Annotated in this window: 5 protein-coding genes; 2 read left to right on the top strand and 3 right to left on the bottom strand. The window is 45.6% G+C overall.

What is annotated here, in order from left to right; translation table 11 throughout:
- Positions 1-326 precede the first annotated feature (326 nt).
- Positions 327-1916: an ABC-F family ATP-binding cassette domain-containing protein gene (locus tag Q0314_RS07885; RefSeq protein ID WP_298058045.1), complete on the bottom strand. Its 1590-nt coding sequence runs from the start codon at positions 1914-1916 to the stop codon at positions 327-329.
- 228 nt (positions 1917-2144) lie between these two features.
- Here Q0314_RS07885 and Q0314_RS07880 point away from each other — a divergent pair, with 228 nt between their 5' ends.
- On the top strand, positions 2145-2963 hold the full coding sequence (locus Q0314_RS07880; RefSeq protein WP_298058044.1) for a radical SAM protein: 819 nt from the start codon (positions 2145-2147) through the stop codon (positions 2961-2963).
- 35 nt (positions 2964-2998) lie between these two features.
- On the top strand, positions 2999-3838 hold the full coding sequence (locus tag Q0314_RS07875; protein WP_298058042.1) for an alpha/beta fold hydrolase: 840 nt from the start codon (positions 2999-3001) through the stop codon (positions 3836-3838).
- 69 nt (positions 3839-3907) lie between these two features.
- Here Q0314_RS07875 and Q0314_RS07870 read toward each other — a convergent pair whose 3' ends face one another.
- Positions 3908-4603 carry a cytochrome-c oxidase gene (locus tag Q0314_RS07870; RefSeq protein ID WP_298058040.1) on the bottom strand — a complete coding sequence of 232 codons (696 nt, stop codon included), beginning with the start codon at positions 4601-4603 and terminating at the stop codon, positions 3908-3910.
- Positions 4604-5280: 677 nt separating this feature from the next.
- Positions 5281-7307: hypothetical protein (locus tag Q0314_RS07865; protein ID WP_298058038.1), on the bottom strand; the 2027-nt coding region annotated here is incomplete at its 5' end.

The raw sequence follows: 7307 nt of genomic DNA, 5'->3' as shown, positions 1-7307 counted from the left end.
AGCAACCTCTAACGTGCAGTGGGGTTAGAGAGGGCTTGGGGGGGGGTCTGCTTTGCAGTTGCGAGGCAAAGCCGAAGCAAAGGAAGGTTAAGCTTCAATACGTTCGCTACCGTCGCCCTATGGGCTTGAGACCGCTTCGCTCGTAGCTGCCAGTAGAGCGTAATTCAAACCCCTTCTTTCTTAATATAAAAGTGAGACGCCTGTAAGCATAAAATTTAAAAACAAAATTTAGCATCTTAAAGATGCTGGTCTCGGTGGGTAAATTTTAAATCCAAGCGACAAGACCGAGTAAAATTTGCCCGCCAAATCAAAGCTAAAATCAAAATTTAAGCCGTCGTTCCCTCATTCATCGCGGCGTATTCTTCAAAAGTCCCCTTAAAATCGACTACTTCGCCGTTTCCTTTTAGATGGATGATGCGGTTGGCGAAGGCGTCGATGAGCTCGCGGTCGTGGCTCACGCAGATGACGTTGCCGCCGAATTTATACAGCGCCTCGCCTAGAGCAATGATGGCTTCTAGATCCAGGTGGTTGTTTGGCTCGTCTAGCACGAGTAGGTTGCCGCGCTCTAGCATCAGGCGGCTTAGCATCAGGCGGTGTTTCTCGCCGCCGCTTAGGCTGCCGACCGATTTTTCCTGCTCGGCGCCGCTAAATAGCATGCGGCCTAGGCACTTACGGATCTCGTCTAGGTCTTTGTTGTTTTCGTCTTGCAGCCACTCGTAGAGCTTTAGCTCGCCCGTGATTTTATTTGTCGTGTCCTGCGCAAAATAGCTAGGCTCTATCGTCGCGCCCACGTGCACGTCGCCGCTATCTGGAGCCACCTCGCCGATGATGATTTTAGCCAGCGTGCTTTTGCCTACGCCGTTTGCGCCGATGATGGCGACCTTGTCGTTCTTTTCGAGCTTGAAGCTAAAATTTTCAAACAAAACCTTGTCGTATTTTTTGCTGACGCCGCGCACCTCTAGGATCTCGTTGCCGATGTCGCGTTTGGTGCGGAAAAGTATGCTAGGATCGCGTCTGCTTGATACCTTGATCTCCTCGATGTCGAGTTTGTTTAGCTGCTTTTGGCGGCTGGTTGCTTGGCGGGCTTTGCTCGCGTTTGCGGAGAAGCGCGCGATAAATTTCTCCAGCTCCTCTTTTTCTTTTAGCTTTTTGTCGCGTTCCATCTCGTGCTGTTTGGCCACTAGCGTCGAGGCGATGTACCAGTCGTCGTAGTTGCCCGCAAACTGCCTGATTTTCTTAAAATCCACGTCTAGGATGTGCGTGCAAACCGCGTTTAAGAAGTGGCGGTCGTGGCTGATTAGCACCATCGTGCCTTCGTGGCGGTTTAGCTCGTTTTCCAGCCATTTTATGCTCTCGATGTCAAGGTTGTTAGTGGGCTCGTCAAGGAAAAGAATGTCCGGCTTTGGAAATAGCACTTGAGCGAGCAGGACTTTAAATTTATCCGAGTTTTCGACCTCGCTCATCGGCTTTTCAAAGTCGCTAAAGCCAAGCGAGCTTAGGATTTTTTCTATGCGCACCTCATACTCGTAGCTAGGATCCTCCTCTGCACTTATCATCTCAAGCTGTGCTAGACGGTCGTTTATAGCGTCGGTAAACTCCTCGCTCATGTAGAGCTTTTCTTTTTCTTTTACTGCGTCGTAGAGGCGTTTGTTGCCGTATAGTACGGCGTCTTTTACGCTAAAGTTTTCAAACGCGAACTGATCTTGTCCTAGCACGCCTACTTTTAGCCCGTTTTCGATCACGATCTCGCCGCTGTTTGCTTCGATCTCGCCTGCAAGGATTTTTAGAAACGTCGATTTTCCCGCGCCGTTTGCGCCGATGAGTCCGTAGCGGTTGCCGCGAGTGAGCTTTAAATTTACGTCCTCAAATAGCAACTGCGCGTTAAATCTCATTAATAAATTTTTGACTTCAAGCATATTTTTCCTTAAATTTGACTTTTTAAATCGTAGATTTTGCCAAAAAGTCGTTTAAAATCAGTATAAACTTCGGCAAAACGGCGTAGCGTGCTATTTGGGCCGGTTATAAAACGAGCTTAGATTTGATAAATTTATCTTTTTATCGGTAAAACTGCGTCGCTTTAGCTTAAAGTCTAAATTTTCGCTAAAATCTCCACTAAAATCCGAGCAACTAAAGGCAAAAATCAAATGCAAGTCGCAAAAGTCCGTGCTAAAAATATCCTCTCACGCTCCAAAATCGGCAGCGGCGGCTACGCGATCAACCCGTACGTGGGCTGCCCGCACGGCTGCATCTACTGCTACGCCGAGTTTATGCGCAGCGCCACGGGGCACGAGGAGGCGTGGGGCGAGTTTTTGGACGTGAAGGATTTTGATACGGCGAGCCTAGTTAAATTTACCGTTTCGCACGGCGGCGAGCGCGTATTTATGAGCTCAGTCACCGACTGCTATAACCCGTACGAGGCGCGCTTTGGGCTCACGCGAAAAGTCCTTGAGGCGGTTGCGGGTTCGGATATAAACCTGCAAATTTTAACCAAATCAAACCTCGTGACGCGCGACATAGATCTGCTACAAACTATGCCAAACGTCCGCGTAGGCGTGAGTTTGAGCGTGATAGACGAAAGCTTGCGCCGTATGCTCGAGCCTCGCGCAAGTCCCGTAGTCGCAAGGATCGCGGCGATAAAAAAGCTGCGCGCCGCGGGAGTGAAAACATATATCTTCGTCGCACCGATTTTCCCGCAAATCACGCCAGTTTTTGATATCATATCTCACTACGGCGACGCGGCGGACGAGATTTGGTTTGATAGATTAAATCTCTATCCAAATTTTAGGGATAAAATTCTAGCCTTTGTCGGGCGAAATTTCCCCGCGCTTTTGCCGCTTTATAAGCAAATTTATCTATTTGGAGATGACGGCTATTTCGAGCGGTTAGCTGGCGAGATCAGGCTGGCGGCGCAGGAGAAATTCGGAAGCGAGAGCGGCGATAGGGTTAAGGTATTTTTCGGATAAAGGAAGTTCGGCGCAAGTAAATTTGAAAGGTAAAAATGAACGTAATTTTTCGGCTTGGCATCGTAGTTTTGATTCTATATATCGCGCTTTTGGCGCTACTTTATTTTTTTCAAGAGAGGCTGATATTTTTCCCGAGTAAACTCGAGCCAAACCATGATTTTAGTTTTGATCAGCCGTTTGAGGAGATCAGACTAGACGCAAACGGCGCGTGGATAAGCGGGTTAAAATTTTTAGCGCAGAGTAGGGGCGGCGGGCAAATTTATAGCGACGCGAACGGTGAACGAAAGGCAAAAAATGGTGCGGCGATATTTTTCCACGGCAATGCGGGCAATTTGCAAGGCTGGGGCAAGTATGCACGGTATTTTACGGATTTGGGCTATGATTTTTACCTGTTTGACTACCGAGGCTACGGCAAGAGCGGCGGCGAGATAAGCTCGCAGGAGCAACTTTACGCGGATGCGGATACGATGATGCAGGCAGTTTTGCGAGAGTATGACGCGGGCGAGGTCACGGCGGTGGGCTACTCGGTGGGTAGCGGGCTAGCGGCTCGCGCAGCGCAAAAATACGGCGCTAAGCGGCTAGTTTTGATCGCGCCTTATTTTAGCCTAGAGGAGCTAGCACGGGAGAAAATGCCCTTTGTGCCGAAATTTTTAATCAAATACAAAATCCCTACGTTTGAGTTTGTCGGCGGTTTTAGCGGGCCGGTGACGATATTTCACGGCGAGCATGATGAGCTAATCGGCGTGGATAACTCGCGCAGGTTGCTTAACTTTCTAAAGCCTGGAGATAAAATTTACGAGCTAAACGCCGGGCACAACGATATCCTAGGCCTAAGCGAGCTTTGGGAAAAATTAGCGCAGAAGCTGGGCGAGTAGGGCGGGGCTGCGGCGGTAAATTTGATGAGGCTCACTTGGTTAAATTTAACGGTTAAATTTTTAGCTTTCTTAAAAACAAAACCTCTCGTCGGTTCTATTTTGCTTGCGCATGGCTTTAAATTTAGCCAAATTTTCATCATTCAGAAAATAGTCTTTTTCTTTTTGCGCGCGTATTTCTAGAGCTTCTATTGCTTTTGCAAGAGCCGCTTTTCTATCTGCGTGAGGCGACGCAAACTCCGGTAAAAACATAGCTTCGTAAACGTTTGCTTTACTCCACTCAAGCGATTTTGCGGCGATGTCTTGCTGCTTTTTGATGTCGCAAAACGCGTATGGATTTACCACGTCGCCCACTAGCTTGATAAACGCTCCTATCGCGCTTTTGACCTCAAAAAATCTACCGTCGTCCAAATTTATAACTTCTCTTAGCAGGATCGCGCGGTTTTTAGCGTTATAAAACCAAAAAACCGCCTCGTCGCGAAGCCCTAGGTCGTAAGCGCGAGCCGAAAGCACGAAAAGAGTCATCGGCGTGACCATCTGCGGAGCGTCCTGCACGATCTTTTCCGCGCTCCTAAAGTCCTCTAGCGTGCCGCTTTTTAGCAGCCCGTCTATCTTGTCGTAAACCTTTACATGTTCAGCCTTGCCGGCATTTGCCGAGTAGTACGGCGTCACGTAAATATCGATGCTCGTTACCTTGCCGTCACCAGCTGCCGATGCTACCACCGCCGCGCCAAAACAAAGCGCCGCTAAAAAACGTAAAATTTTCATTTTTATTCCTTTAGATTTTATTTTGCGTAGTTTATCAAAATGTCGTTTAATGTCAAATTTGCGCTTGTAGCGCAGGCGTGCGTTTTGCAGATTTGATTGCCGGCGTATGTATTAAATTTTGATATCCAGCGGTTGGCTTCTTTTGTTTTATGTTTGGTATGGGCAATAAAATCGGCGCAGGATAATAATTTGCTTGGGTTTGGTCGATTGAGCTTATGGGGCGAGACTTGCGAAATAGGATCACGTATGAGCTGGATCCGGCTGATGGGTGCTGCGGGTGTAGTAGGTGGTTTTTCCTAAAGCTTTGGATAAAAATTTAATTTTTGTGATTGTCCTTCTTGATATACTTTATCGGCTCGGGCTCGGGCTTGCTAAGTAAATTTAGGTCCGAGCCTGATATTTTTATAAAATCGATTTTTTATATTTTCTTTCGTAAATTTTACATGCTTCGTTAAATTTAACGAAGGCCTTTTGTTATCATCAGGCACTAAATTCTCTTAAATAAATCCATCCTCGTTTTTAGATAAATTTCGACGCTTACAGCCATTAAGTCATTTGGTTTTATTGGGATGTTGGTTGAATTGGAGCTAAATTTAACCCTGAAGTTTTCGCTTCAGGGTTAAAAATCATCGGTCCGATCTGCTTCGGATTTGGTTTGGCCGTATGTTGTGCATATGTTACATATGGGTTATTTGCAGATACGTATCGCCGCCTTCGGTTATTATGTTGCCGTTTAGCAGGTCGAAATTTGACAATCCCGCAAGCTTTACGAGATTGTCTCCGTTGCTTACGGTTTTATTGGCATCGACATCTCTTACTAGATATGTTTCGTTATTGTAGTAGACTGCATACATAGTATTTGCGTCGGTAGAGCCTAGAGAGTCTAGGGCTGCATTTATGGCTTCTTTTAGATCGGTCTTGCCGTTTGCGGCATTTTGATCTATCTTGACGAAATTTGCAACTGCGCTACCTAGACTTATCTTATCGCCTCTGTTTGCATCGGTTATCGTTATGTACTTGCTAGCGCTAGCGTCTGTTTTAGCTAAGCCTAGATTAAACGTATCGTTACCCGCTCCGCCGCTGATTTCAAATTTCTTATTAGCAGTTAATGCCGCAGTAGTGATAGTATCGTTGCCTTCGCCTAGGTTTACGGTTACGTCTTTGGTTTGAGTTATCGTAAACGTTACTTTATCGTCGCCCTTGCCGCTATCGACTAGTTTTAGGTTTTTAGAGCCGATCTCTATCTCGTCTTTGGTCTTAGAACCTTTTACGGTATTTACGTTATCATTAAAAATAGCTCCGTCTATGGTGGTTATTTTTGTAGTTCCGCTTGCATTGTCGTATTCGCTCAGATCGATTGTTTTTAGACTCGGGATCCTTAATCCATTAACCAAGAATTCGGTATCCACACCCGCTGATATAAGATGTCCTGGATTTGTTATCCCCCCTTTAACAACTATGGTTTCTATATAGTCGTGGATATAGGAGTGTATTCCGCCGAACATATTTGTTAAATTTGCTACAAAAGTTTTTAGATTTGGATTATCGTTAGCATAGCCGGCATCTATGTAAGCAAATACTGGAGAAGCGCTATACCCATTGATTGTTACACTCTCCCCAGCTTGTATTTCGATCGAGTCGGAATAGTTATTGATGGGGGCTGTAACGTTGGATAAATTGAGTGTTACATCTCGACCCTCTACATTTACTAGGTCTACGGTCTGCAGATAGGTATCTGTTCCTGTATCTATCGTAACATCTTTTTCTCTAGATTTGACGCTACCTAGTTTTAGTGCTTTTAGGCCGCTTACTTTAATGTTTACGTTGCCTTTTTCGGTAAAGATAGGTTCTAAAAAATTGGCGGTAGAATTTGCACCACTACCTTTTATCTCGATATTTATATTTTCTTCAGCATCAATGCCTTTTACGTCTAATGTTTTTTGCCCATAGGCTTTAAAATTTACATTTTTGACGCCAACATAGTCGGCAGGGAGATCTGCTTGGGTGCCGATACCATACTTATAGGTTGAATCCTGTGTTCCTATCTTTACGCTAGCATCTGCTACGTTCGTATTTAGGTTTATGTTTACATCGCTTTTCTTGCTACTATCATTGGTATTAAATCCTCTTAGCCAGCCTATATCGACGGTTTTTTGATTATTTGCCGTTATGTCGATATTTCCGCCTAAAGACTCGTAGTTTGCTAGCTTTAGAGTGGAATCTGTTATGCCTGAAGCTGCGTTAGCGTTTATACTTAGACTCTTTGATTTTATGGTTACATGTGTTTCATCGATGCTTATAGGACTAGGTTGATAGCCTATCTCTGTGGAGGCGCCAGCTACGGTTGCAGTCGTATTAAATTTAGCATCGCCGCCTACGGTTATCTTTTCCCAATCGGTTATCGGGCTAAAGACCGTTATCGGTGTTACGCTCATTTTGAGTGTTTTATAGCCGCTAGCGTTTACGTTTAGATTACCCGTGACATCTAGATTTCCGTTAGTTCGTATAATGCCGTCGGTTATACCAGAGTTTGCGCTATGGTTTAAAGAGAAATTCCTAGCCTTTATGCCACCTGTTACGCTAGTATCGGTCGATACGGTCTCTTTGGCGTATCTCGCACTCGACCCCTCCTGCGTAAATTTACTAGTCAGACTTACATCCCCCGCTGCGGTTATATTTCCTACGGTTAACGTCTTTTGTCCTA

The organism is uncultured Campylobacter sp. (assembly GCF_938040115.1).
Lineage (GTDB): Bacteria > Campylobacterota > Campylobacteria > Campylobacterales > Campylobacteraceae > Campylobacter_A.
The sequence above is the reverse complement of the archived record's forward strand: the minus strand, read 5'-3'. Positions and strand labels throughout refer to the sequence as shown.